This window comes from Brevibacillus sp. HB1.3, assembly GCF_013186635.1.
GTDB lineage: Bacteria > Bacillota > Bacilli > Brevibacillales > Brevibacillaceae > Brevibacillus > Brevibacillus brevis_D.
This window is the reverse complement of record NZ_JABMIT010000003.1, coordinates 167,246-191,948: the sequence shown is the minus strand read 5'-3', so window position 1 is coordinate 191,948 and position 24,703 is coordinate 167,246. Positions and strand designations below refer to the sequence as shown.

Genomic DNA, 24,703 nt, shown 5'->3' with positions numbered 1-24,703 from the left:
TTTGCCACGAGAACGATCATAGTTCTAGGATGAAATTTTAAATTTTTCCAAGATAGCGAAATCATTTCCTGCCAATCCCTCCAAGAAAAAAAGAAAAACACTTCGGAAAAGCCAATCATCGTGTATAATAAAGGGGCGGGGCCAAAAGGTGGCCAAGGCAAAGAGCTGTGAGAGGAGTGGCTAACCATGTTTGAAGTAAGACGTTTGCAAATCAACTATAAGACACTGGAGGAATTCCAGAAGTTTCGCGAATTTGGCCTGGAGGAGCTTTCTATGAAGGAAGACCTGGAGGCGAACATCGTGGAAAACGATTCGGAATCTCCATTTTACGGTATTTATGACAACGATCTTCTGGTAGCACGTATGAGCCTCTATAAAATTGACGGGAAATACGACCGTTACTTCCAACCTGCGCAAGACTATTACGAGCTGTGGAAGCTCGAGGTCCTGCCTGATTACCGCTCCAAAGATTACGGAACTGCTTTGGTTAACCACGCGAAGAGCTTTGGGGCTCCTATTAAAACCAACTCCCGCTGTCGCGCAGACGATTTTTGGTTGAAAATGGGCTTCACACCTGTAAAGTACAACCTCATGCGTGACCGTGGCGAAAACCCGTACGTATGGTTGCCAGAGAGCGTAGAGCTGCAAGACTAGCTCCCTCTTTATCAATGAATGCGTAAACAAAAAGAAGCGGATCAGCACCGCTTCTTTTTTCATGCCTTGCGCTTATTTTTCCACGCGCTCTAAATTTCCGTTTTCATCCATTTTGAAGATCGCTTTGTTGGAATCCTCTTCTTGTAAAAAAGCAAGCTTGCGTGCACGTTCCATGATCTGTACTAGTGCACGGTAGTCATCATTGACACCCTGAACCTGATCCAGCTCTTTTCTAGCGCGTTCGTGGGCTTCTTTCAATTCTTTTAACTCCAACTCTTTTCCTTCCAACTCTTGTTCCAATTGTCGCAAGCGACGATTCATTTCCTTTTGATTGACGAGCATGCGAATGACTGCTTCAATCTGCTGCTCCTCCACATCGGTGTACATTTGCACCTCTGCTACTGGTGTCTCAGCACGTTTTGTATGCAACGTGACGACCTCGACCTCAGCCACCACAGGGGGTGGTGCTTGAATCCTCCCGAGCTTTTTCAACTGCTGCCTTTGGCTTTTCGCAATCGAAATAGCCGCATCGTACCGTTTGCGCACGCAACTGTTCCAGCGGAAGCCGCACGCAGCTGCTGTCCTTCCCAACCTTTGACCCACTTCTTCAAATGCAGCAAGCTGTGTGCCGCCTTCGCGTATGTGGCGCAAGGTGACTTCCGCCAACACTAGATCGTCATCTTCGGTCCATGCGTCTTGTCTGGAAGCTACCATATGAGTCCCTCCCGTTACCTTTAAAAAGGATGATGTAATTCATCCTATGCTTTTCCCTACTCTTGTAGAATCGCTTTCTACTAGAAAAAGTATGTCCAAGCAAATAAATGTTTAAACGAAAAGGACTACATCGATCAGGATGTTGGGCGCTTTGTCAGGAAGCTTTCCACTACGGCGACGTGTTCGGGGCTGCCCCATAGATGCGCACATTGACTCACTTCGCGCCGGATTCGTTCTTCTTGCGGAAGACCCATACGCTTCCACTTCAGGATCTGCATGTACGCCTCAATGCCAGCTAGCGGCTGGGCAGCGATTTTTCGAGCGAAACGATATACTTCCTCATGCAGCACCTCTTCCGGATATACCTCGTCAACAAAACCGTAGGACTTGGATTCCTCTGCACGCAATCTGTCTCCAGTCAGCAGGAGAGCGAGTGCTTTTGATTCTGGCAGCAAGTCCAACAGCCGACTTCCTCCACCCCAGCCTGTCGTAATATGCATGCTGATTTGTACAAACCCGAAGGTCGCCCGGTCACTGGCAAAACGAAAATGACACGCACCCGCAAACTCACAGCCACCTCCGACCGCAGCACCGTTTATCATGGCTATCACCGGTTTGGAATACTGATCAATGGCCGACAAAAGCCCCGTCACTTTGCTGAGCAAAGGATGTGCCTGTTCAAAGCCGCGCGCAGCAATAAACTGATTCAAATCGCCTCCGGAAACAAAGCTTCTGCCCGTCCCCGTCACAATCAGAACCTTCACCCGAGGATCGGCTTGGCATTCTTGCAGAACCTGATGCAGCTCGTCGACCAGCTCCACGCTGATGGCATTATGTACATGCGGCCGATTTAACGTGATTGTGGCAATACCGTCCTGTTTTTGCAAAAGCAAGGTCTCCATATGAACTCCCACCTTTTTATCAGCTAGTGGCTTTATTTTACCTTTCAATGGACAAACAAAAAAGAGGAGGCCTTTACCCCCTCTTCATTAAGACAACAGATTTTTCATGGCGGAAGAATTGAATCCGACGATCAGGTTTTCACCGTCAGTCAGGATCGGACGCTTCAAAAGCTGAGGCTCTTCGCTAAGCATTTCGAGCAGTTCCTTCACCGACATATCATTAATATCGACATCCAGGTTTTTAAAACGCTGACTTCTCGTGGACAAGATTTCGTCCAAGCCATTTGAAGTCATTTTAATAATATCCAGCAGTTCTTCTGCTGTCGGTGGATTTTTGAACAAGTGACGCTCTTCATAGTTTACTCCGTTTTCTGCCAGCCATGCCTTCGCTTTGCGACAGGATGTGCAGCTCGGATAAGTAAAAAACGTTAATTTTTGTGTTTGTGTACGTTCAGCAACGGCCATTGGTTACCCCTCCATCTCAACTATCACGAATGATTTCATCTATAAAAGTCTTGCGATTTGCAGTTCTTGATGTTTCGTTTAATCTCTTACGAAAGGTTAGTCAATAAATTTTCCTTCCTTACTTTGGATTTTACTGCTTCATTAACACTATGTCAATAGTAGTTAATTTAAAAACTAGATGAAAATTCGTGTGATATGCTGTTGTAGCACACTGCTACCTTAACAAGTAACACAAAATGGGATACACTTATGAAGATCTTCAAAAAGTCGTCTTTTAATCACGAAGGAGCCCTGAAAGCTTGGGCAACATCGAAAGAGGCGTTCACCTTCAAAGTCCGGTGCTCATGTAGGTCCCCTACACTCCGCGCCTCCTTTTTCAGGTTCTCACCACTTTCTCGGTGCTGAAAAGACGACTTTTTGAATTTGATCTTATGAAGATTGTTTTGAGAAAGGGGGTATCGGCATGGACCACGATGCACAAAAGTTAACCAGTGCTTTAGCTGACCCCACCCGTTTTTCCATTTACCAATTTGTCGCCTACAGTAAAGATCCCATTACGGTTCAGGATATAGCTGATCACTTCTCTATCCACCCAAATGTGGCACGCTTGCACTTGACGAAGTTAGAGGACGTGAATTTACTCACTGCTGTTACAGACAAAAGCGGTAAGGGAGGACGTCCCAGTCGGTTGTACTCACTATCTGAACAGGTTGTGAGTCTGCAATTCCCACCTCGTGACTATCAGCTGTTGGCCGATATCGCGATTGAAAGCCTGCTATCGCTCGGCGAAGCTGGCGAAGCCGCTCTCATTAAAATGGGACATCGCATTGGAACAGAAATGGCAAAACGGGCGGTTGTCCAAAGCGGAATCCATTTAGAAACAGCCTCTATGGAAGAAAAATTGGACCTGGTCCATCGGATTGTCGTGGCTCAGGGATTGAAACCAGACATCGAAGCAATGGCTGAAGGAAAGCTGCGTTTTCGCGTGAATAATTGCACCTTCTCTGACAGCGCAAAAAAATACCCGAATGCCGTATGCCAGATGCACAACGCTCTCTTGATGGGAATATTCGAAACGTACTTAGGGAACATTGAATTACGTGAGGATGATTCCAAAATTCGCGGTTGCCAATCCTGCAACTATACGGTGATTCAGTATTAGCACCGCAAGTCCTGTCTCTCCTTCTCGGGTGACAATAATCCGTCATACCTTTATCGTTTACACGTGTTCGCCTCTCCTATATAATGGGGGAGGAATCTTGTAAATCTTACCGTTGGAGGCAAAAAGGGGGGACAAAAATGGATCGTATGTATCGCGTTCTTGGTTTCTGGACCATTGTGATCGCGTTGATGGCGTTTTGGGGTGAATTGTACCCGATGGCGCTCATCTTCTTCAGTTTGACTGCTTTCTTCGTAGCGTTGAGCTACATGAACCTGACTGAACGAGTATACTTAAACATTTTCTTCGGCTTCATGTTCCTGTCTTTTGTTGGATTCACGTATTACACGTTCTTCGTGATGCCTGTTGGCCCACAAGAACACGCTTTGCTACAATTGATTATGTAAAAAAAGATGCTCGCCATGAGCATCTTTTTTTGTGTTCACTTCTTCTTTTACTCCCGGATGCTTTTTCCTTGGACCATAACCCAAAAACGCCCACCCAAGCCAGCAGGATCGATCAACTGCTGAATAGCCCGATTCCGTTTCATCGCAACACTCGTGAAAGGGTCTCTATCCATATGCGCGACCGCTTTATGAAGCAAGCCATTTCGCATTAAAAATCGATCCTGCCTCATATAGTCTATTTCCTGTAAACCAGCCTTTTCTCCATACTCTTTCCACGCAGAAAAATTCACATGTGTCGTCAAGTCTTGTTCACCTATGTTGATATAAGGATTCGTATGAGCCTGATGGCGATGATAGCACATCAGTGTTCCGTTTTTTCGACTGGGATGGTAGAGCTCCTCTTGCAGGTCACCGTAATCAATCGTGATGACGAATCCTTTTTTCAATAGGCAGGAAACATCTTGTGCGGCTTGCTCCAACGCCAAATTTATCTCGATCCGCATGCCGATTGGCAGCTTCAAGTTCAGCCCACACAAATATTCTCCTAGCGCTGGTGTCATCTCCCCCAGACACTCTTCCAACCCGTCCTGGCCAACACGCACCCACACTTCCTGCCAGCCGGATTTGGTTTTTTCCACAATATGTACCGGAAATGCGTCCAGCCATTCATTCGAGAAAATAACCCCTTCTATTTCTTCGTGTTTAGCAGCTTCATTCACGGAAGAATACCAACGCTTCGGACCCTCGTGCCACTGGAGCGCCTCCTGCTGCATTTTCCGGTGATACGGACTCGCCTCTATCAAAATGACCGTCAATTCTTTGTAAATCTCTGGCTTGCACTCACGGATGCGCTCCAGCATGTGACGGCAGACAGCCCCGGTTCCACCACCAATCTCCACGAGAACAGGCGAAGTGATATCCGCCTCCTCCCATAATGCCAAGACAGCATCTGCGATTGTTTCCGCAAAGACAGGATGCACCGATGCACTCGTATAAAAATCTCCCGCTTTTCCTACTTTGGGTTGTTCGACCATATAATAGCCATGTGTGTCATGGTAGAGGGCCAACTCCATAAAGCGCGCGAACGTAATGGCTTTCTCTGGTTGGCTTTCTATTTCCTCACGAATCAGTTCGATCATCGTCATCAGCTCTTCTCCTGCTATCCAAATTCAACTAGATAAGGCTATAATACGAAAAGAAGCATACAATATGGAAAGGCAAAAGCAAAAGGTGAAATCATGCGCAAAATTCTACTCGTCTTATTCCTGCTTGTATGTCCACTGACGGTGTTCGCCCAGGAAGAGCCCGCTACCTCTTTGGAACAGCTCATCCTGCAGCAGCATTTTACACAAAAAGAGCTGGAGCGAACCCTCACCTTACTTAAGGAAGAAGAGACGCGGACATACGGGGAAATCGCTCAAATGGATCTCGACTTGCAACGGCAAAAGCTGGTGATGGAAGCGACACAACGTCGTGCCGGTGAAGTAGCGCGGGCCTATTACATGGGCGAGCGTACTAATCTTCTGACGTTACTATTAAATGCGGAAAATTTCAATCAGTTCTTATTGATGTACGATTTCTACGAGATCTTGTACGAGCGTGACATGTCTCGACTAGAATCCTATCATACTGAGCGCACGAAGCTCACCGCGATGCAAACCGACAAAAAGAATCGATTGGAACAACTTCAAGCACTGCGAAAAAAATACGAGCTTCAATTGTCAGAGATGCTCGCTGTTGCCGCTGAAAAAGAAAAGAATGTACAAAAACTGGATGACCCAACAGTTGTGGAATCCATGATGAATCACTTGATTTTAGACTGGGAAAAACGTGGTTTGCCCGCCTTCCAGACCTTCTTCGGAATGCTCGCGCAGGTCATGGTTCAAGTTCCCGAGTTGGCGACGCCGGATCGAATTTCGTCGGAAGGTCTCCTCAAGCATACGCTAACCATCAACCAAACTGACTTCAACAATTTTTTGATAGAAAAAGACGCCTTGTTTAAACAATCCCATTTCTCCTTTGAGGATAACAAGCTGACCGTGGAAGGCACGTATGATCAGATGGAGCTCAAGCTCGTTGGTAACTATGAGCTGGTTTCTCCCACTCATCTCAAATTCCACATAACCGAGCTGTACTTTGACGGCTTTGCCTTGCCTCCTTCAACCGTGGAAGAAATGGAGAAAGCGTACGATCTCGGATTTTATCCGGAGCTGATCTCCCCCAATATCCAAGTGCAGGGCATCACGCTGATGGACGAAGAATTAAAGCTCCAGCTACAATTTAATCTTCCATTTGGATTTGGAAAGAAGTAAAGCCAGCTATTCGTTAGCTGGCTTTTTTCTGGGAGACAACCTTATTGATATGAGCCGGCATTTCCTGCTGCAATTTTGTCATGTACTGGATCGCTTCCTTCGTCAGCGTCGGGTATTTTTGCCCTTGCTTTAGCTTATCCAAGGTTTCTGACACTGGGTAAATGACATAGTTGCGCTTGTTATTTTTCCGATAAAAATGAACGTAGGTCGGAATCATTTCAGCACTTTCGATGCTGGCCTCTCCTGACTCATTCTTGTACAGCACAAGCTTCAGAATTGCCCCGACATCCTTGTAGTCCCATCGCTGCGCCGAGATGAAATTGCCTAACGAGTAGGTGATCAGCCCTTTGTGTTGACGTCCATCTTCGAGGGTAACCGTCTTCCATTCGTAAGGTTGTACCACATGTGGATGCGCGCCCAGTATGATATCCGCTCCAAATGTCAGAGCTTGCTCGGCGGTCTTGATTTGTTCAGGACTAGGCATCCGTTGATACTCATTTCCAAAATGAAGCGCCACTGCAACCAGATCGGCTCCTTTTTCTCTTGCCCGTGCGATGTCTTTCTTCATCAGCTCAGGCGAAATCAGATTGATCAGATACGGCTTGCCCTCTGGAATCGCAATTCCATTTGTACCGTACGTATACGATAGCACGGCTAGTGTGAATCCGTCCTTGGTCAAAAGCAAGGGCTCATCTCGATCCTCGGGATTTGCAAACGTTCCCGTGTGCGGTAGACCGGCTTCATCGAGATATTTGATGGTTTGCAGAACCCCTCGTTCTTTGCGGTCCATCGAATGGTTATTCGCTGTCGTTACCGCAGTAAATCCAATTTCCTTCAACGTATGTGCAAGCGACTCAGGAGAATTAAACATCGGATAGCCTGAGTATTTGGCCTCGCTGCCGCTCATCGTTGTCTCAAGATTGCCGATGACCCAGTCTGCCTCGCGGAACATCGGGATGACATTCGGGAAGAAACGTTTAAAATCATAGCTTTTCGTCGCTGGGTCCCAGACGGCATCCAACTGCTCCTGATGCATCATGATATCCCCAACAGCGAGAAGGGAGATACGCTGTTCCGGAAATCTTGATGGTAAAGTCGGAGGTTGTGTCTCGTGTTGATTGGTCGCTGTCTGCGGTGGTGTTTCGGGATCAGGCACTTTCACGTTGGGAGCTTGGCTCGTCTTATCTGTTTGGACGACGGGTGCCGCACACCCAACCAGACTCGTGCAGGCGATAACGAGAAGGAGTGCCCATTTCCATGTTCGCTTCATATGAATAGCTCCTTTGGTAAATGGTGACCCCCTTCCTTTTCTCCACCACCTGACAAAATCCTCTCCCAGACTTATAAAGAATGATGAAATGACTAACGAAGCATGCCAGTGACAAACGGATTGTACGTTTTCTCGTAGTCGATTGTCGTCTTCGGTCCATGTCCTGGATAAACAATCGTTTCATCATCGAGCTCAAACAGTTTGTCCTGGATGCTGATCATCAGTGTCTCAAAATCTCCTCCGAAGAGATCAGTACGCCCGATGCTCTGGTTAAACAGAACGTCCCCACCGAAGCAGTGTTGGCCAATTACGAATGAACAACTGCCTGGAGAATGACCTGGCGTATGCAGCACCTGAATATGAAAACCTGCCAGTTCCAGAGTCTGACCATCCTCCAGCTCGTACTCGGCCCGCTCACATATGATGAGCTCCGGCAGATTCCAACGTCGCGATCCGTTGAGATCAGGGTTTGTGAGCCATTCCTGCTCCAGTGGATGAATGTAAACGGGTGCTTTTGTTAATTCTCTTACTTGGTTGAGTCCACCAATATGATCCAAGTGGGCATGTGTCAAAAGAATGGCGACGACGTTTTTATTTGCGAGGGCGCTGAGCAACTGATCTGGCTCCATGCCCGGGTCAATCACAATGGTTTGGTTGGTAACAGTGTTTGTCACCACATACGCATTGGTTTGAAATGCTCCCAACGCATAGGATTCAATGGCAAGATTTTGATTCATCACAGGAAACCTCCTTGATTTTTTGATACGATAGAAAAAAACACGTTTGCAAACATGGGGGTATGACATGCGCCATATGTACGGAATTGAACTGAATGTACCAGCTGGGAAGCTCCCTGGCTTCTATGCTCAAGTCATACATAAAATCGGAGATCATGTCAATGTCTTTGATCGGGACAAACTGCTTTTTATTGTCGAGAATCAAGCCGAACAGGAGAAGCTGGAAACCATTTTGGAGAAGTCCAACATGTTAGGCGATGCCTTTTCTCTTTTGCTGCTCCCGTCAGCAACCACAATCGAGTCACTCGATGATATCGGTTTTGTCTCCCAAAATGAACATTTGTATGTATATGCAGATCAAGTTGCCATCGTAACGCTGGCGACTCCATCCCAATCAAAGGATCAGTGGGCTGCCTTAGAACAGCTCCGCGAGCATGTTCTAGGCGTGATACCTGAAAATACAGACCAACCCGAAGCCTACCTGATCGATCAAAGCTTGATTCCACTGGCAGAGGGTATCGCGAAGGCTTATCAAGTGAAGCTCGTTTGGCTCCATCCGACTACATAAATCCTTTCCATGTAAAAAAGGGAGCGCCTGATAAGCGAACTCCCTTTTCCTTATGACGACGATTTACAATCAAACCGGAACCATGCCACTTGATTATTCACAAGACCAAAATTGGCGGTGTATTTGCTGCCTTCGTACACCACTTCTTGTTCGCCTTTTCCTTTGCCGTACAGCTTTTCTAGCTGTCGAGCACTGTCAAACATAGCGAGTCCTCGATATGTTTTGAATTTTTGCGCGTCCTCACGGGGAACTCCCCCCAGCATAATCGATGCCAATTCACCTTTGTGAACTTTGATCATCATCTGGGTCTGATCAACCAGCAGCATCCCCATCACTGCATCTCCCGCACCCTGCGCCATCTGCTCTACCGTGTAGCTTTGCCTTGTCACCATATCCATAAAATCAGCTTTTGTCGGCTTCAAAATATCCATTGCTTCTTTTACGTTCTGCCCGAGATAAATGCCGTTTACTCCGTATTCCCTTTGATTTTCGGGGTCAAATGTAGCAGTTGGTTCCGACTGGGCCGAACATGCCACCAAGACAACTACTGTCAACACCCAAAACACAGTCCTTCGCAAGCATTTCCCTATCATCCACCTGTGCCCACCTTTGCTACCGCTCTTTTGGTTATCTTAGCGTATCCAGCAAGCATCGGGCAACTATGGAGAGACGAGCTTATTCTCGTGTTCCGCTGACTTTGCGGCGTGGTCGATTAGGCGGCAGATTGTTGTCTACCGATTGTTTGAAGCTCTCTAGTATTTTGAGGAGTGATGCAAAAAAAGGCGAGCCAAACACCGCAACAATCCCCCACATCCATGTTCCTAACTGCCACGAATTTTTTACATAAGCCGATTCCGCCCCCGTTAAAATAAGGGCTGGGTCCAGACCTAGCATGCCAAAAATGACACCAGCAGCCAATACGGATATAAGCAGATTAAAAAATCGCTTGTAGTGCATCAATCGAGCGGCGTGATACTGATCCTCCCAGCAATTTTCTTTCGCCTCATAATCCGTCGCCAAAAAGGGAATGACTGATTTAAAAGCTTCTGTAACCCCTGCTGCCGCGCTGGACACCGCAGTTATATAAATCAAAAAAGAAATCGATGAATCCAACGTAACCATCATGCTTCCCTCCTTTTTACATATGTATGGAATTGGAAGGACAACTTGCAGATTTTTTTGCAGTTTGTATATTTCCCCTTTGTTGTTTATGCGGTAAGATGTGAAGTGTATGTAAATATAAGGAAGGGCAGGGGTTGCTATGCAGGACTTTTCTTTTGTATGGAATCAGTACGACTTGATTCGCGGAATGTTTTTGGCGAGATTGACGGAAATAACCGAGGAAGAAGCAGATGTGGTTCCAAATGGCTTTCAAAACAACATTCGCTGGAATATTGGTCATATTCTCCTGACACAAGATTACTTGCTCTTCGGACCAGAAGGAATGAAATGTCCTCCGCATTACGCAGCCATGTTCGCTCCAGGAACCAAACCTGCTGATTGGCAAAAAGAAGCACCTTCCCTCGAAGCCTTTGCTGCCGAGCTAAAGGAACAGCATGTACGTATCAAAGAAGAATTTCACTCCCGCTTGAATGATCCATTACCAAAGCCGTTTGAACTAGGAGACAAAGGCACGATGCATACTTATGGGGAAATGATGGTCTTCACTCTTTTCCATGAAGGAATGCACATCGGATGTATTTCGTCATTACGAAAAGCGATCGCAGCTGCCAAATAAAGAAAACCAGACAAAAACGCGGGGTTGTTTATCCGCGTTTTTCTTTTTGCCTGCCAAATGCTCAAAAAAATGAAAACCGCTCCAATGAGGAGCGGTCCTTGTCGAGCCCGAATTGCTTATGGGGTTCTACCGGTTATTCTCTTTGGCTCTTCAACCTCCATCGTAGAGAAAAGTAGCTAAAGGAATCGGTGTATTTCCATACGACTTTCGTCGATTGCTTGATCATGATTATCCACGGATCTTCGCCTCCTGCAAGGCATTTCGCCGTTTACTCACATGAATCATCGGGCTCGACAAATATAGTATGACCTCCTCGTCGTTTTTCATACCTCCTCTTTACAATAAATCTGCGGCCAACTGTGCAAGCACACTCCGTTCGCCTTTTTCCAACTGGATATGTCCAGCCAGCTTTTGGTCTTTAAATACCTCTACCACGTAGGTTAAACCGTTGTTGCTCTCATCCAGATACGGATGATCGATCTGCTCAGGATCACCCATTAGTACAATTTTCGAGCCGTCCCCCACCCTCGTCAGGATCGTCTTTACTTCATGCTTTGTCAAATTCTGTGCTTCATCAATGATAATAAATTGTTCAGGGATGGAGCGCCCCCGAATATACGTCAAAGCTTCCACCTGCAAACTCCCCATGCCTGCCAAAATTTTATCCAGATCACCTGGGCGTTTCGTGTTGAATAAATATTCCAAATTATCATAAATCGGTTGCATCCACGGTCGAAGCTTTTCTTCTTTTTCGCCGGGCAAATAACCGATGTCTTTTCCAAGTGGAACGATAGGTCTTGCCACTAACAGTTTTTTGTATTTTTGCTGGTCTTCAATTTGCAGCAGGCCCGCTGCTAATGCCAGCAAGGTTTTTCCTGTACCGGCCTTACCGGTCATGGTTACTAAAGGAATATCATCTCGTAGCAGCAATTCGGTTGCCATCCGTTGCTGCACGTTACGGGCTCGGATGCCCCAAATCGGATCATCATCTGATACAAGCATCTCTAACATCTTTCCGTCTGGGTCGACCTTTCCAATCGCTGAAATGGATGGGTTGCATTCGTCCTTCAGCACTAAAAATTGATGAGGGTAAAAGCGATAGCGCGGAAAACAGGAGGCCAGCTGCAGCTTTTTTGTCGCATAGTAAGTCTTGATGATATCGGACGCTACCATCATCTTCTGATACCCCGGGTAAATACTGGAGAACTCCCCCACAACCCGATCCGAAAGAAAATCCTCTGCGGAAATATTCAATGCATCAGCCTTGACTCTCATGAGCGCATCCTTACTTACCAGAATGACTGGTCTTGGCTGTGGCTTTCCGTTTTCCTCCTCTTGTAAGTTTAGTGCAACCGCTAAAATCCGGTTGTCATTACTCATTTCCGTGAATTGTTTTTGAAGGCGGTGGAAAGAGGAATGATTCAGTTCCACTCGAAACAATCCACCTGTTTCAAGGGTAATGCCAGTGTGTAATTGCCCCAGCTCACGAAAGCTGTCAAAGAGCCGAGATACGTACCGAGCATTGCGGCCAATTTCATCCATGTACCGCTTTTTGGAATCGATTTCTTCCAATACGACAGCTGGTATGACGATTTCGTTGTCAGCGAAAGAAAACATCGCCCTTGGATCTTGCAGGAGTACGTTGGTGTCCAGTACGTAGATTTTCTTCAAAATCTCGCCTCCTATTACCCTTCTTATATACCCTATGCAATTTTTGGAGGGATGCTCAAGTGCGGCGACGTGATGTACTACAGTCTATGTTCAGGTAGACAGAGATAGACGACCCATTGGCAGAATGAAAACGGACAGCCCAGAACAAAATACTTGTAACCCTGCCCTCCTAACGAAGGAAGGCAATACTGGGAAAGGGAGAATGCCTGTGAAACGGATCATGATCTACTGTCTCGGTTTTAGCTTGTTGCTTACAGCATGTACGTCAGGCAATAAACCCCCGACGAATCAGGCTGCACAACAGCCGAAGCATGCCACTCATACTCAGCGTGTTCAGCAAACAGCTCCTCAGCCTGCTTATAATCAATCTTCCCAAGCCACCGCTGATCGTCTCACCCAACTAGCAACACGTGTGAAAAGGGTGCACAGCGCTACGGCTGTGGTCATGGGCAAATATGCGGTAGTCGGTATTACTGTGGATCCGAATCTGGATCGTCCAGAGGTTGGCGTCATTAAGTATACGGTTGCGGAAGCTCTAAAAGAAGACCCCCAAGGAGCGAATGCTGTCGTAACTGCCGACCCTGCCATCGTACAGCGGTTACGGGAAATGAGAGACGATATTCGTCGCGGCCATCCTGTTGCCGGAATTACAGAGGAGTTGGCGGATATCGTAGGCCGGATCATTCCCCAACTGCCACGCAGTGTGCAGCCTCGTGAAGAAACCCCTTCCCAAGTAAAAGAAAAACGCATGCACAAAGAGCCACAAGGACAAAACAAAATCAACGCAAATCGTACAGGAACACCTTAAAGAAAAAGAGGTATCCCCCCGGATTTAAGCCCGGGAGAATACCTCTTTTTTTATATAGGGTGGTGCTTCAGATGGCAAATGATCCAGTGCTTGCTTCAAATCTGCCACCAAGTCATCGAAATCCTCTAAACCAGCTGACAATCTGATCAAACCATCTGTGATTCCTCTTGCAGCTCTTTCTTCAGCAGGCATCGCTGCATGAGACATGGTAGCTGGATACGAGAGAATCGTTTCCACTGCCCCGAGGCTGACTGCCACAATCGGCAATTTCACGCGATCAAATAGCGCTTTTGCTCGCTCGCGGCTCCCTACATCAAAGGAAAGAACAGCCCCATGACCAGTCGCTTGTTGTGTTTGAATCAGATGACCGGGGTGATGCGCCAGTCCCGTATAGTAAACTTGGCTTACTTGTGGATGCGTAGACAACCAATCTGCCAAGCTCGCGGCTGTCTTCGTGCTCACATCCAGTCGGGCTTTCAATGTTTTGAGCCCACGCATCACGAGCCAGCAGTCCTGCACACCCAAAATCGCTCCCATGCCATTCTGGATAAAGTAAAGCTGCTCCCCTAATGCAGCTTCTCTTGTCACGGCCAGACCAGCCACGACGTCGCTATGCCCTCCGATAAACTTCGTTGCACTATGAATGACCACATCTGCGCCAAGTTCCAATGGTCGCTGGTAATACGGGGTAAGGAAGGTATTATCGACGATGACGAGCAAGCCGTGCTCTTTCGCGATACGAGAAACCGCTGCAATATCTGTCACCTTTAAGGTGGGATTGGAGGGGGTCTCCAGGTAAACCCCTTTCGTTGCCGGTGTAATGGCCGCACGAACAGCTTCTGTCTCTGTCGCATCCACGAACGTTACAGAGATGCCCATTCTCGACAATACCTTGGTCAAAAACCGAAACGTGCCACCGTATACATCTTCCGCCACTACAACATGATCTCCGGCAGAAAACAGCATGAACACGCTGGAAATGGCAGCCATGCCAGATGAGAACGCGAAACCGCGTGCGCCTCCCTCCAGAGACGCAATGGCTTCTTCCAAAGCCTGCCTGGTCGGATTGCCTGATCTGGCATAATCGAATGCACCTGGCTGATCGATATCAGCCTGATGAAACGTAGAAGCTTGATAAATCGGAACCGACGACGCACCTGTGAACGGGTCAATGCAAGTGGAGCCGTGGAGGAGCTTGGTTGCAAAATTCATCGTACACTCCCCCCTACGACCAAACTAGCATTCAAAGCCTGAAACAAATCGGCTACGACATCATCTGGATGCTCGATGCCAACCGACAGCCGCAACAATCGATCACAAACACCGACATGCTCTCTGACTTCTTGCGGGATATCCGCGTGAGTCTGCGTCGCCGGATACGTACACAATGACTCGACACCACCCAGACTTTCAGCAAAGGAAACGATTTGCAGATTTTGCAGGAACAACCCCACCTGCTCCACATCGCGGACTCGGAACGATACCATCCCACTATGCCCTGTCGCTTGATTCACCTGGATCTCATGTCCCGGATGCTCTGACAGACCCGGATAAAATACCTCCGCTACTGCCGGATGCTCACGCAGCTTTTCCGCTACAATCAAGGCATTGGATTGATGGCGCTCCATCCGCAATGCCAATGTTTTCATCCCGCGAATGAGAAGCCAGCAATCTTGCGGTCCGAGTACAGCGCCGATTGAATTGTGCAAAAACCGGATTTTTTCCGACAACTCTTCTCCTTTTGTTACGATGAGTCCAGCCAACACATCGTTATGTCCTGCCAAATACTTGGTCGCACTATGTAAGACGATATCTGCACCAAGCTCTAGTGGGCGTTGACAATACGGGGTTAAGAATGTGTTGTCTACAATCGTCAAGAGACTGTGCTGCTTCGCCAATTGTGTTACTGCTCGAATATCGGTAATCTGCATGAGCGGATTGGTTGGTGTCTCGACGAAAATGGCCTTTGTATCTGGGCGAATCGCATTTTTCAGTGCTCCAATGTCACGCAAATCCACGTACGAAAACGTCAGACCGTAACGAGAGAGCACTTGCTCGAACAATCGATAGGTTCCCCCGTACAGATCGAGCGAAACAATCAGATGATCTCCTTGGGAAAACAAGCCCATGACGGTATGAACAGCAGCCATTCCCGAGGCGCAGGCGAATCCTGCATCTCCTGATTCCGCTATAGCGATGGTCTCCTCCAAAATGGTGCGAGTAGGATTAGCTGTGCGCGTATAATCATAGCCAGTGCTCTGGCCCAAAGCAGGATGACGATAAGCCGTTGCATAGTAAACAGGAAAGCTCACCGCCCCTGTTTTTTCATCTCTGCCTACTCCCGCCTGAATCAATTTTGTTTCCAATTTCATGTCTGTTTCTCTCCCTCCACTAGTGTACGAGGGCATCAAAAAAGCCCTCTTTCCTCTGAAAGAAGGCTTTGTTTACGTCACCGTAAGCAAATCCTTCTCATCTTTCAGAGTTTGATAACTCTGCAGGAATTAGCACCATTATCTCCCTGTTAAAATACAGGTGATTGGTTGCCGGGCATCATCGGGCCAGTCCCTCCGCCGCTCTGGATAAGAAGATTGCTATTCAATTCGATTGACCCTAATACTAATGGATCGGCTGGATTCTTGTCAACAATTTATTTCCACCCGTTAATTTGCATCTTTCAAGGCGGTCATCACTTGATTGTCCAGCTTCGCTGCTGCGTTTTTGTCATACGTCTTTTCATATTGTGGTTCTGCGGAAATACGGGAACCGTAAAACATAATATCGCGAACAGCCTCAATTTTGATCTCTACCATGGCCAGCTTGAGCGGAACACCTTCGAGGCGGTCTGTTTTAACGACAGCACGACCATTAATGGCGAAAGACGAGCCGGCACCGATCAAATGCAGAACAACCTGCGGTTCCTTCGCAATATTAGCCAAAATACGTGAGCGATTATCCACGGCAAAACGAATCGTATCGGCGCTGACAGCATACGTCCAGGACAAGGAACTGAGCGATGGTGCTCCTGACTCATGGTCTACTGTGCCCAAGGTAACAAAACGCTCTTTTTGCAAGAGCTTGAATAAATCTTCGGAAAGAGTTTGGGAAACAGTTTCAGCCATTTCAAAGCCTCCTATCAAACGTTTAGTACGTCCATTTTACCCTTCGCATTGCTGATAGGCAAACGTTTCCTCTCCACCTTGATTCTGGTTGTCTTTTTCCCTAGACTGGTAGGTAACGATACCGAGTAATGGAAGGGGATGGACAGCTTGTCGCCTACAGATCGCCTCATGCAGCAAATTGACCAAGTACTTGAAGAGCTTCAGGAAGTTCGGAAGGTAAATGAGCGGATGCACAAAATTGCGATGTTCTTAGAAGATATCCGACTAGCAGATGTGATCCAAAATTACACAGCCCCGCGCAAGCTGCTCTGGATCAATTTCCTCGCAGGTCTTGCCCGGGGTCTGGGATTGACGATTGGTACTGCTATCGTTTTGGCTTTCCTCGGTTCCCTCTTGACGCAATTTCTTTCGATCCCCATTCTGGGGGATTACATCAGACAATTGGTGGAGTACGTTGAGACTTACAAGCAGCGGCCTTAACGATGCTGACTAGTCTCTGTCGTCGTCATGATCTTCATCGTCCTGGTCATTATCGTCATCATGATGTTTGTCGTGCTTTTTCCAATAGCCATACGCATTGCCGTTGGGATGCTTATCTTTCTGCTTCCCTTTTTCTTTTTTCTTTTTGTCATCATCATCGTCTTCATCGCCGTTTGTTGGCTTCACAGGCTCGACAATGACCTTTGTGCTTAATGCAACGTCAGCTTTCTTAATCAGCTTATCGTCTTCATACAATGCGAATTGAATCGATTTGGCACTAAAGGAATGATTCTTGTAAGACAACGTCAAAGAGAACTCACCTTTGTCATTCGGTTTGATCTCTTTTTTCTTCCCGTCAGGAGCGATCACAACCAGCTCAGTATCGTCCTTTTTGTTCCAGCCGCTTACTGTCCCTTTCACCTGAATGGACTTGGCGGCAGGATTGTTTACAGCAGTCGCCTTGATGACATATGCGGTTGCTTGATCCTTGTCAGGAGCGTTAACGATTTCTACCTGAACGGATTCGGAATCAACCTTCTTGCCATCCTCGTAAACCTCGATCAAGGCTTTTTGATCTTTTGCTGCTTGTACATCCTTTAGTGAAACGGTAAAGCTGCCTACGCCATCCCACAGCTTCTTCACGCTTGCGTCTTTTTTCACGCCATTATAGGTGACAGTTACTTTGTCTGCCCCCTGCTTGACAATTCCTTTTACCTTTAATTCCTTTTTCTTCGCATCCAATACAGACATGGTATGGATGATCATTTCCTGATCTTCTTCTGCTTTTGGAACGATCTTTACCTGTTCGCTATCGACCAGCTTGCTGCCTGCATAGGCACTTACGGTTACATACGGCTCATAGGATGCATCTGGAGCTTCAAAGCTGACCGTAAAAGAGTGCTCGTTGGTCGGAACAACTTCAATGATGTCAGAATTCGGCTTTTTCACAACCACCTTGGTGACATCCGAAGTCACAATTCCCTTTATGTACACCTTGTTATTTTCAGTCTTGGCATTTACGCTCACGATTTCTTCAGCATTCTCTGTCAGGCGCACTTCCAGCCAAATATCGCTGTAGTACTCGTTGTAAATACGCTCCCACTCCGCTTTGTTTTCTTCCATATACGTTTGGAGCTTCGTATTCAAGTTGATTTCATCTACAATGATGTACAAGTGATCCGCTTGATTTTTCAAGAGCATGTTCAACGTGGTTGGATCATTTTTGGCCAGTTCTTTTAAATTGTAGCGCGTGACTTGCTTCCCCTCGTCATTCATGACTACCTTTGTGGCACTTGGACTAGCAATCGAGCTTGCGTTGGCAAAAATTGGCGTCAAACAGCCAAGAATACCTGCCGCTGTCACGACTGCTAATACGGGCTTGGTCATGTACTTCTTCAATGGTAGTTCCCCCTTCTAGTCTGCTAAAATCCCCCTGCTTGCTTGGGTCATGCATATTGACGGGAAATCATTTTCAAAAGTTGCAGCATCCAGGAAACCGCATCTTATTACCTATGAAAAACACTTGATACAAAAAAACTCCCCCCAACTTCCGAATCATTTCGGCAAGTGGAGAGGAGTCTTTGTCCCATTTAGTTGCAGTTGTACTTGGGCTCGCTTTCAATCGCGACCTTTAAAGCTTCGACTGATTCAGCAGGGTATCGCACTTCAACGGACTGTGAATCAGCGTTCCCCGATAACACGTACCAGCTACCTTCCTGACGATAGCCGATATCGCTCATTTGATGATCCTCATGTAGCAACTGCAAGAAAAAAGCAGCTGTATCCAAAGCAGAGCGGTCCTCTGGTCGCGCATCGGCAACCACTTGAATTTGGAGCCAATTAAAAAGTGCATCTTCACGCTTCACGCGGTTCTCCTCACTTTCGCCCAGTTTGCTCCGGTTTGATCCGTACCTTTACAATCACGAGAATCGCGATCGCCACCAGCATTGCACTTTTCACAGGAAGCTGCACATCCAAAATAGCGAAAATGAGAGCTCCAACAAATAAAAGGATGTACAAGAGCACATTTTTCAAAATAGGCATACGGATACGGGTAGCAAAGCCAAGATAATAGACAATAATTAATTCCGCAAACAAAATCCAAGCGCGATATTTATCAGCCCACATGCGAAAGCTGTCATATGCTGTGAGCTGATCTGGATTCGTTGGCACATAGGTTGATGCGATTTGTATCCAGTCCATCACTTATCTCTCCTGTCTTCAAGCGGTGAAACCCCTACCGCTTCACATGCCACCTCATAGGCGGAATGAAACGAATAGTCACTCCTTTTTTCTTAGGAAAACGCTATCTTTCTTACTTTATCAGGTGGTGGATTCTGTGTCAAAAAACGGTAGGTCCTTCCATGTGGCTGGCATGATTTTCCCCGTACATGCTATGATGAGGATATGTCAGTAGAAAAAGGTGGGAATAAGATGAGCTTGTATGATATTGCCGTCAAAACGATTTCCGGTGAAGAAAAGACATTGGCCGCCTTCAAAGGCCATGTACTGCTAATCGTGAACGTCGCCAGCCAATGCGGACTTACCCCTCAATACAAAGGGCTACAGGAGCTGTATAAGCGTTATCAAGATAAGGGTCTCGTCGTTCTCGGCTTTCCTTGCAACCAGTTCGCTGGGCAAGAGCCTGGAACAGAAGAAGAAATCGCAACGTTCTGCGATCGTAATTACGGCGTGACGTTCCCGCTTTTTGCGAAGATCGACGTCAACGGTCCTGGTACCCACCCGTTGTATCAGTACTTGAAGGAACATGCTCCGAGCGAAGAAAATCCAGATATCGAATGGAACTTCGCCAAATTCCTCGTGGATAAAGACGGTCGTGTCGTGAAACGCATCAGTGCTCGTACTCAACCCGAAGAACTCAGCTCAGATATCGAGAGTCTGTTGTAAGGACAAACCCAAATAAAAACGCCACTTCATCCCCAAACAGGATCAAGTGGCGTTCTTTTCTAATCAATCTTACGCTTGCGGTTGTGCTTCATAGCGTCTTTGCTTCTCATAGCGCTCACGATCTGATTTGTTCAGATATTTTTTGCGCAGACGAACGGATTGAGGTGTTACTTCGCACAGCTCATCGTCGTTCAGATATTCCAATGCTTCTTCCAAAGACAACATGCGAGGAGCCTTCATTTTGACAGTCTCATCCTTGGTCGCAGAACGTACGTTTGTCGCATGCTTTTCTTTACATACGTTAACAACAAGATCGTTGTCACGGTTGTGCTCGCCCACGATCATACCTTCGTATACTTCTGTACCTGGGTGAATGAACATGGTTCCGCGATCTTCTACGGACATCAAGCCATACGTGGTAGCTGTTCCTGTCTCATGGGAAATAAGTACCCCTGCGTGACGTCCTCCTACCGCTCCTGGTACAAGTGGACGATAGCTGTCGAAGGAGTGGTTGAGAATACCGTAACCGCGTGTAATCGTCAAGAACTCTGTACGATATCCGATCAAACCGCGGGATGGAATAATGAATTCCAGGCGAACTTGTCCGAAGCCGTTGTTGATCATGTTAACCATCTCGGCTTTACGTTGACCCAATGTCTCCATAACCGCCCCTGTGTACTCCTCAGGCACATCAATGATCAACAGCTCTGCCGGTTCCATTTTTTGTCCATCGATCATACGAATGATAACCTCAGGCTTGGACACACCCAGCTCAAAGCCTTCACGACGCATGTTCTCTACCAGGATGGACAAGTGCAATTCACCGCGTCCAGAAACCACATACGCATCTGGCGAATCTGTTTCATCTACACGCAGAGATACATCTGTCTCCAGCTCAGACATTAGACGATCACGCAGCTTGCGAGAAGTCACGTGCTTACCTTCGCGACCAGCAAACGGGCTGTTATTCACAAGGAACGTCATTTGCAGCGTTGGCTCGTCAATTTTCAAGAGTGGCAATGCCTCTGGATGATCAACGTGGCAAACCGTTTCCCCTACGTTGATATCGTCAATACCAGAAATCGCTACGATATCTCCTGCTCTTGCTGTTTTTTGCTCAACACGTTGCAAACCGGAGAAACCGAACAGCTTTTGAATCCGTGCTTTTTTCACTTCGCCGTCGCGTGTAGTGACAGATACCATTTCATTCAGGTTCATGGTTCCGCGATAGATGCGGCCAATACCGATACGACCCAAAAAGTCGTTGTAATCCAGCATGGTTACTTGCATTTGGAGTGGAGCAGATTCATCTGCGTCAGGAGCAGGCATATGCTCTACGATGGTGTCAAACAGTGGGCGAAGGTCGCCTTCCAGCTTATCTGGCTCAAGTCCTGCAATCCCTTGCAGACCGGAAGCATATACGATTGGGAATTCCAGTTGGTCTTCCGTCGCATCCAGATCAATGAACAGGTCGTACACTTCGTTGATAACTTCTTGAGGACGTGCATTGTCGCGGTCTACTTTGTTCACGACAACGATAGGGGTAACTTTTGCTTCCAGCGCTTTTTTCAATACAAAGCGCGTTTGTGGCATACAGCCTTCGAAGGCGTCGACGATTAACAGAACGCCATCCACCATGCTCATGATACGCTCAACCTCGCCACCGAAGTCAGCATGGCCTGGTGTATCCAAGATGTTAATCGTGAAATCATTGTATTTGACAGAAGTAGTTTTCGCCAGGATCGTGATTCCACGCTCGCGCTCCAGGTCGTTAGAGTCCATCATTCTCTCTTCTACCTGTTGGTTCGAGCGGAATGTGCCCGATTGGATCAAAAGTTTGTCAACCAGCGTGGTTTTTCCGTGGTCAACGTGGGCAATAATTGCAATGTTGCGTATGTCAAGACGCTTCATGTGAACCTCCTCTATTATGCATACCTTCCATATTAACAGGTAGTGAAACGCGGCACAATGGGCAGTTTTTTACGGGAGCCACTTCCAGAGTAGGGAACTTTATTTTCGTCATACTAAGGAAAATGGAGGTGGCATACGTATGAATCGGTACTGCCCGAAATATTTGGTTGGCTTGCTAACGATCGCAACCATGTTGACCGGATGCGCAAGCTCGAGCAGCCATCCAAAAAATCAAGCGCACACACAAAGTACCACCTATCAGCAAGCCCCGGGTGCCAGGACAAGCCTCGCTCATGATTATCATGCCTACACTGGCGGAATCAATGCCCGCAATTATCACAAAGGCTATACGGTCAATGGTTTCAATCAGGATTTGGCTGAACAGCTCACCTTGGTCGCAGATGAAGTACCTGGCGTGGAGCGAGCTACTGTTCTCGTGAGTGGAACAGATGCTGTCATAGGAATTCGTGTTCGAAAAAATTTTGGCCCTGAGCAAACGCGCATAATCGAACAGCAAGTCCACTCAGCCGTTCGTTCGCGTGTTCCCAACTTCTCCATCCAAGTAGCCTCCGACGCAGCCACATTTGATCGAATTCGTGCCATCCATGCAGATATTTATGAAGAAGCGACGCATCGGACCAATCAAGTTGATGTGAGACCCGACATGAACAGTCAAATCACCAATACATCCACGGAATTTCGTTCTTTGCTCCACGATATGGGTCTCAGAATTCCTACTGTCACTCCATGATGACAAATCTGAATCGAAGATCCATATAAAAGAGGTGCGGAATCAGTCCGCACCTCTTGAAAACTTTTCCATTTGTTACTTACTTTGCCGCTTCAACCAGTTTCATTTCTGGCTCAACAACTTGCAGTTCACCCAAACCACGAACTAATTTCTTCGCGTAAGTTTTTTCCGGCTTCAGCACGGATACCAAGTAGTCGATGGCGATTTGCGGATCAACGGTTTCCCCACACGTGTAGCAATCCAGAGCAGCAAAGCCACGCTCAGGATACGTATGAATGGACAGGTGGCTTTCCGAGAGAAGAACCAGTACGGTAGCACCCTGAGGAGAAAACTGCTTCGCTTGCACACTCAGTACCGTAGCACCGCATGCCTCAGCAGCCTCAATCATTTCCTTTTTCAAAAATTCTGCGTCGTTCAACAAATCAAACTGAACTCCCCATGTGTCAACAGCAACGTGTCTTCCGAAAGTCGAATATTCCATCTTTCGGTTCCCCCTTCCTAACGAGTGTAATGTTAAACATCGCTAGGACCTGCGTCATTCACTAACGGGGGCGGTTTCCGTTGTTATCCACCCTTTAAAGTGAATCCTGGTTCCTAATCCTGTTTCCAACGAAAACAACAATACCATGCATCGGCCTAGTTTGACAATACCCTTTTTCAATAATCTATAAGAACATTACAAATAGGCATGACGGCTGTCTCTACAGAATGAAGAGCCGACGCCTGCAACAAGTGGCTTTCACCTATTATGATATATGCTAAACTTTTAGAAAGGAACCTGAATGGAGAGGATCACAACCCATGATTACTATCCGTAATGCCAAACCAGAAGATTTGCCAGCACTACTCGCTATCGAACACCTTTGCTTCTCACCAGAAGAGGCTGCAACAAAGGAAGCATTTGAGAAACGTATTCGATTGATTCCTGACAGTTTTTTTGTAGCAGAAGTGGATGGGATCATTGCGGGTTTGATTAATGGACCTGTCATCGAATCCCCCTTCATTACCGATGATCTTTTTCAAACGATTAAAGAAAATCCGGCATCTGGCGGACATCAAACGATTTTAGGCTTAGCGGTTTCTCCCACTTTTCAAAATCGCGGCATTGCCTCCATGCTCCTAGCACATCTGGAAGCATCCGCAAAAGTGTCCGGTCGCGAGACGATCACTCTTACGTGTAAAGCTAATTTGATTGGCTACTACGAAAGACATGGATACCTCAACAACGGTGTTTCCAGCTCAGATCACGCCGGAGAAATTTGGTACAATATGAGCAAGCCATTACCATTGCGCTAAATGTGAAGAACAAATAGTAAAAGCGGGCCCCTCTTGTTAGGAGGAAACCCGCTTTTTCTTACTCGCTACCTGATCACATAAATAAAAAAGGGCGCCCCGGGCACCCTTCTTTCACTAAACTTCTAATTCAAATAGACGTCGTGATAACGTTACCAGTCGAACATCAATTGCTGGAAGTTTTTCTGGGGCAGTTCTCTTTGCCCAATTACGCAAATCCAGCCATCGGTCCGTTTCTTGACGTAAGGACTCAATCTCCTGCTCGCTACCATCCTGCTGGAACAAAGCCTCCAGCTCATTGGCCATGTGCAGAGAGTTATTTTCAAAGATGGACACTTCTTCGTCTCCGGTTAGCTCCTGAATGCTCACAACCGATCCTTGATCGTAGTGATACACCATTGTGAAGCCGTCGTAAATCCGGTGGACAATTCCATAGCCTCGGAACGCTTTCATTGCTTTTCTCATAGCATTTGCCAGCTGCCGATCTCGGATCAGATACGAGCTGTCGCATGAGTAGCGGCTGCCAACCCGACAGAAACTCAATTGAATTTCGCCGTTCTTGTCATTCAAGATTACGTCACGATCGCCATTGTCACACACTTTGACTTGGACTGAAATGTGTTCATTGGTGAAAAGCGAAACGAACTGGTTCAGCTCTTCTTCATTCACCGTAAAATAGGCCTTGGCGTAATTAGTTGCTAAACGCTGTGCCATAAATATCTCCTCAATTCTTTTGGTTTGCATGGGTCGAGTATGACCGAACAGTTATCCAAAACAGAGGAGATACGCTAAGTATCAACAAAAGAACGCTGTAGAACCTGGCCTTGCCCTCCGCAT

29 protein-coding genes and 1 riboswitch are annotated in these 24,703 nt (G+C 47.0%); of the genes, 11 read left to right on the top strand and 18 right to left on the bottom strand.

What is annotated here, in order from left to right:
• The first annotated feature begins 186 nt into the window (after positions 1-186).
• On the top strand, positions 187-654 hold the full coding sequence (locus HPY31_RS08540) for an N-acetyltransferase (protein ID WP_015892118.1): 468 nt from the start codon (positions 187-189) through the stop codon (positions 652-654).
• A 72-nt stretch (positions 655-726) separates the two neighbouring features.
• On the opposite strand, the gene HPY31_RS08535 is transcribed toward HPY31_RS08540, so the two are convergent.
• The 3 genes from HPY31_RS08535 to HPY31_RS08525 form a co-directional block, all read right to left on the bottom strand.
• On the bottom strand, positions 727-1,368 hold the full coding sequence (locus HPY31_RS08535) for an RsfA family transcriptional regulator (protein ID WP_172140112.1): 642 nt from the start codon (positions 1,366-1,368) through the stop codon (positions 727-729).
• 134 nt (positions 1,369-1,502) lie between these two features.
• Positions 1,503-2,270 carry an enoyl-CoA hydratase/isomerase family protein gene (locus tag HPY31_RS08530; RefSeq protein ID WP_172140110.1) on the bottom strand — a complete coding sequence of 256 codons (768 nt, stop codon included), beginning with the start codon at positions 2,268-2,270 and terminating at the stop codon, positions 1,503-1,505.
• An 87-nt stretch (positions 2,271-2,357) separates the two neighbouring features.
• Entirely contained in the window at positions 2,358-2,735 is a 378-nt protein-coding gene (locus HPY31_RS08525) for a Spx/MgsR family RNA polymerase-binding regulatory protein (RefSeq protein WP_016740704.1), read from the bottom strand.
• A 463-nt stretch (positions 2,736-3,198) separates the two neighbouring features.
• Between HPY31_RS08525 and HPY31_RS08520 the strand changes: the two genes are divergently transcribed.
• Together HPY31_RS08520 and HPY31_RS08515 are read left to right on the top strand one after the other, a co-directional pair.
• The gene (locus HPY31_RS08520; RefSeq protein WP_172140108.1) at positions 3,199-3,897 is read left to right on the top strand and encodes a helix-turn-helix transcriptional regulator; all 699 of its coding nucleotides are present in this window, start codon (positions 3,199-3,201) and stop codon (positions 3,895-3,897) included.
• A gap of 137 nt (positions 3,898-4,034) precedes the next feature.
• Positions 4,035-4,301, top strand: coding sequence for a DUF2626 domain-containing protein (locus HPY31_RS08515; protein WP_015892123.1), 267 nt, complete (start codon positions 4,035-4,037; stop codon positions 4,299-4,301).
• 47 nt (positions 4,302-4,348) lie between these two features.
• Here HPY31_RS08515 and HPY31_RS08510 read toward each other — a convergent pair whose 3' ends face one another.
• Positions 4,349-5,446, bottom strand: coding sequence for a class I SAM-dependent methyltransferase (locus HPY31_RS08510; RefSeq protein ID WP_172140106.1), 1,098 nt, complete (start codon positions 5,444-5,446; stop codon positions 4,349-4,351).
• 93 nt (positions 5,447-5,539) lie between these two features.
• Between HPY31_RS08510 and HPY31_RS08505 the strand changes: the two genes are divergently transcribed.
• Complete coding sequence (locus HPY31_RS08505; protein ID WP_172140104.1) at positions 5,540-6,613, top strand: coiled-coil domain-containing protein; 1,074 nt, start codon at positions 5,540-5,542, stop codon at positions 6,611-6,613.
• Between the two features lie 13 nt (positions 6,614-6,626).
• On the opposite strand, the gene HPY31_RS08500 is transcribed toward HPY31_RS08505, so the two are convergent.
• Together HPY31_RS08500 and HPY31_RS08495 are read right to left on the bottom strand one after the other, a co-directional pair.
• Positions 6,627-7,883: a CapA family protein gene (locus HPY31_RS08500; protein ID WP_172140102.1), complete on the bottom strand. Its 1,257-nt coding sequence runs from the start codon at positions 7,881-7,883 to the stop codon at positions 6,627-6,629.
• Positions 7,884-7,975: 92 nt separating this feature from the next.
• Positions 7,976-8,620, bottom strand: a complete 645-nt coding sequence (locus HPY31_RS08495; RefSeq protein WP_172140100.1) for an MBL fold metallo-hydrolase — start codon at positions 8,618-8,620, stop codon at positions 7,976-7,978.
• A gap of 67 nt (positions 8,621-8,687) precedes the next feature.
• Here HPY31_RS08495 and HPY31_RS08490 point away from each other — a divergent pair, with 67 nt between their 5' ends.
• The gene (locus tag HPY31_RS08490) at positions 8,688-9,188 is read left to right on the top strand and encodes a hypothetical protein (RefSeq protein WP_172140097.1); all 501 of its coding nucleotides are present in this window, start codon (positions 8,688-8,690) and stop codon (positions 9,186-9,188) included.
• Positions 9,189-9,238: 50 nt separating this feature from the next.
• On the opposite strand, the gene HPY31_RS08485 is transcribed toward HPY31_RS08490, so the two are convergent.
• Positions 9,239-9,781, bottom strand: a complete 543-nt coding sequence (locus HPY31_RS08485; protein ID WP_172140095.1) for a hypothetical protein — start codon at positions 9,779-9,781, stop codon at positions 9,239-9,241.
• Positions 9,782-9,863: 82 nt separating this feature from the next.
• Positions 9,864-10,310: a hypothetical protein gene (locus HPY31_RS08480; protein WP_172140642.1), complete on the bottom strand. Its 447-nt coding sequence runs from the start codon at positions 10,308-10,310 to the stop codon at positions 9,864-9,866.
• Positions 10,311-10,449: 139 nt separating this feature from the next.
• On the opposite strand from HPY31_RS08480, the gene HPY31_RS08475 reads away from it, so the two are divergent.
• A complete protein-coding gene (locus HPY31_RS08475) occupies positions 10,450-10,926 on the top strand; it encodes a DinB family protein (protein WP_172140093.1) in 477 nt (158 codons plus the stop codon).
• Between the two features lie 336 nt (positions 10,927-11,262).
• On the opposite strand, the gene HPY31_RS08470 is transcribed toward HPY31_RS08475, so the two are convergent.
• Positions 11,263-12,597: a PhoH family protein gene (locus tag HPY31_RS08470; protein ID WP_016740695.1), complete on the bottom strand. Its 1,335-nt coding sequence runs from the start codon at positions 12,595-12,597 to the stop codon at positions 11,263-11,265.
• 202 nt (positions 12,598-12,799) lie between these two features.
• Between HPY31_RS08470 and HPY31_RS08465 the strand changes: the two genes are divergently transcribed.
• Positions 12,800-13,405: a YhcN/YlaJ family sporulation lipoprotein gene (locus HPY31_RS08465; protein ID WP_253901753.1), complete on the top strand. Its 606-nt coding sequence runs from the start codon at positions 12,800-12,802 to the stop codon at positions 13,403-13,405.
• 24 nt (positions 13,406-13,429) lie between these two features.
• Here the strand turns inward: HPY31_RS08465 and HPY31_RS08460 are convergent, their stop codons facing one another.
• From HPY31_RS08460 to HPY31_RS08450, 3 genes are all read right to left on the bottom strand, one after another.
• Positions 13,430-14,617 (bottom strand): trans-sulfuration enzyme family protein, encoded by a 1,188-nt coding sequence (locus HPY31_RS08460; protein ID WP_172140089.1) that lies wholly within the window; start codon positions 14,615-14,617, stop codon positions 13,430-13,432.
• Positions 14,614-15,777 carry an aminotransferase class I/II-fold pyridoxal phosphate-dependent enzyme gene (locus tag HPY31_RS08455; RefSeq protein WP_172140087.1) on the bottom strand — a complete coding sequence of 388 codons (1,164 nt, stop codon included), beginning with the start codon at positions 15,775-15,777 and terminating at the stop codon, positions 14,614-14,616. The genes HPY31_RS08460 and HPY31_RS08455 overlap by 4 nt, the downstream gene beginning before the upstream one ends.
• Before the next feature lie 94 nt (positions 15,778-15,871).
• Positions 15,872-15,991: riboswitch (SAM riboswitch) on the bottom strand.
• A 74-nt stretch (positions 15,992-16,065) separates the two neighbouring features.
• Positions 16,066-16,524: a pyridoxamine 5'-phosphate oxidase family protein gene (locus HPY31_RS08450; protein ID WP_016740691.1), complete on the bottom strand. Its 459-nt coding sequence runs from the start codon at positions 16,522-16,524 to the stop codon at positions 16,066-16,068.
• Between the two features lie 168 nt (positions 16,525-16,692).
• On the opposite strand from HPY31_RS08450, the gene HPY31_RS08445 reads away from it, so the two are divergent.
• Complete coding sequence (locus tag HPY31_RS08445) at positions 16,693-17,004, top strand: DUF5665 domain-containing protein (RefSeq protein WP_015892138.1); 312 nt, start codon at positions 16,693-16,695, stop codon at positions 17,002-17,004.
• 9 nt (positions 17,005-17,013) lie between these two features.
• On the opposite strand, the gene HPY31_RS08440 is transcribed toward HPY31_RS08445, so the two are convergent.
• The 3 genes from HPY31_RS08440 to HPY31_RS08430 form a co-directional block, all read right to left on the bottom strand.
• Positions 17,014-18,402, bottom strand: coding sequence for a hypothetical protein (locus HPY31_RS08440; protein ID WP_172140085.1), 1,389 nt, complete (start codon positions 18,400-18,402; stop codon positions 17,014-17,016).
• 191 nt (positions 18,403-18,593) lie between these two features.
• Complete coding sequence (locus HPY31_RS08435) at positions 18,594-18,869, bottom strand: hypothetical protein (protein WP_172140083.1); 276 nt, start codon at positions 18,867-18,869, stop codon at positions 18,594-18,596.
• A gap of 10 nt (positions 18,870-18,879) precedes the next feature.
• A complete protein-coding gene (locus HPY31_RS08430) occupies positions 18,880-19,206 on the bottom strand; it encodes a YlaH-like family protein (RefSeq protein ID WP_016740687.1) in 327 nt (108 codons plus the stop codon).
• 231 nt (positions 19,207-19,437) lie between these two features.
• Here HPY31_RS08430 and HPY31_RS08425 point away from each other — a divergent pair, with 231 nt between their 5' ends.
• Positions 19,438-19,911: a glutathione peroxidase gene (locus HPY31_RS08425; protein ID WP_172140081.1), complete on the top strand. Its 474-nt coding sequence runs from the start codon at positions 19,438-19,440 to the stop codon at positions 19,909-19,911.
• 69 nt (positions 19,912-19,980) lie between these two features.
• On the opposite strand, the gene typA is transcribed toward HPY31_RS08425, so the two are convergent.
• Positions 19,981-21,822: a translational GTPase TypA gene (typA, locus tag HPY31_RS08420; protein ID WP_172140079.1), complete on the bottom strand. Its 1,842-nt coding sequence runs from the start codon at positions 21,820-21,822 to the stop codon at positions 19,981-19,983.
• A gap of 139 nt (positions 21,823-21,961) precedes the next feature.
• Here typA and HPY31_RS08415 point away from each other — a divergent pair, with 139 nt between their 5' ends.
• Positions 21,962-22,573: a YhcN/YlaJ family sporulation lipoprotein gene (locus tag HPY31_RS08415; protein ID WP_172140077.1), complete on the top strand. Its 612-nt coding sequence runs from the start codon at positions 21,962-21,964 to the stop codon at positions 22,571-22,573.
• A gap of 79 nt (positions 22,574-22,652) precedes the next feature.
• Here HPY31_RS08415 and speD read toward each other — a convergent pair whose 3' ends face one another.
• Positions 22,653-23,054, bottom strand: a complete 402-nt coding sequence (gene speD, locus HPY31_RS08410) for an adenosylmethionine decarboxylase (RefSeq protein ID WP_007723244.1) — start codon at positions 23,052-23,054, stop codon at positions 22,653-22,655.
• A gap of 320 nt (positions 23,055-23,374) precedes the next feature.
• On the opposite strand from speD, the gene HPY31_RS08405 reads away from it, so the two are divergent.
• Positions 23,375-23,869, top strand: coding sequence for a GNAT family N-acetyltransferase (locus tag HPY31_RS08405; protein ID WP_172140075.1), 495 nt, complete (start codon positions 23,375-23,377; stop codon positions 23,867-23,869).
• 114 nt (positions 23,870-23,983) lie between these two features.
• On the opposite strand, the gene HPY31_RS08400 is transcribed toward HPY31_RS08405, so the two are convergent.
• Positions 23,984-24,580 (bottom strand): hypothetical protein, encoded by a 597-nt coding sequence (locus tag HPY31_RS08400; RefSeq protein ID WP_007723238.1) that lies wholly within the window; start codon positions 24,578-24,580, stop codon positions 23,984-23,986.
• Positions 24,581-24,703: the final 123 nt, after the last annotated feature.